Below are 675 nucleotides of genomic sequence, written 5' to 3'. Positions count from 1 at the left end.
CGCCCCTAAGCTCACAAGACCTCGCGCCCGCCGGTCCAATCCTGCTGTCTAAAAAGATCAGGACGTCCCGACGAGGGCGATGGTCAGCAGAGACACAAAAAGGACAAGAGCGATCGCAGCGCCCCAGAAGAGAACTTTTTCGGTGCCGCGTTGCTCTTCCTCGCGAGATATGTCTTTCGCCATTGGATACATCCTTTGCGATGGTCAACGACTTAGCAACGTGCCGCGCCAAGGCTGAGTTCCTGCAACTATCTTGTCCCTTCGGCACTGAGAGAAAGCGCTCGGAATCATGCCTCGTGTTGTCCAACCGTCGGTTGGTGGACGTATTGCAGCTGATGCATCTAAAATCCCTCCGCGCGCACCGGGCATGCCCGACCCGAGCCCCGCCGGGTGCAACAGCGCTTGATCGGCCCGTCGCATCAAACTGTGCGGCGGGCTTTTTCACTCACGCGATGGAACACCGGCGCGCAGGGAAAGTTCTGCCCACGCAGCAAACTCTTTCCCTCATATTTTTGCTGCCAGATCGGATAGCTCCGATCGGCCCACGTCGTTCTTTTCCTCCGGCGACGCGGGCTCGCCGTCCTCGCTATCGGTTGAGTAGCCACAGAACAAACGAAAGCACGATGCTGATCAGAATCCCAGTGCCGATCGGAGCGTAAAACGTGAAGTTCTCAC

At 57.8% G+C, this 675-nt stretch carries 2 protein-coding genes; both read right to left on the bottom strand.

The features are described 5' to 3' along the window. Nucleotides 1-57: 57 nt before the first annotated feature. Nucleotides 58-183, bottom strand: coding sequence for a hypothetical protein (locus tag NKJ94_RS37465; RefSeq protein WP_023722793.1), 126 nt, complete (start codon nucleotides 181-183; stop codon nucleotides 58-60). A 403-nt stretch (nucleotides 184-586) separates the two neighbouring features. After that, the coding region (locus NKJ94_RS37460) for a DUF2905 family protein (protein WP_352532815.1) at nucleotides 587-675 on the bottom strand (89 nt) is incomplete at its 5' end.

Source organism: Mesorhizobium sp. M0060, from assembly GCF_040323155.1.
Classification (GTDB): Bacteria; Pseudomonadota; Alphaproteobacteria; order Rhizobiales; family Rhizobiaceae; genus Mesorhizobium.
Note: the sequence above shows the minus strand (reverse complement) of the source record. Positions and strands in the feature narration are given on the sequence as shown.

Excerpts from the sequence above, each read along its gene's own strand:
- NKJ94_RS37465 (WP_023722793.1), bottom strand. The coding sequence starts at position 183 with ATGGCGAAAGACATATCTCGCGAGGAAGAGCAACGCGGCACCGAAAAA.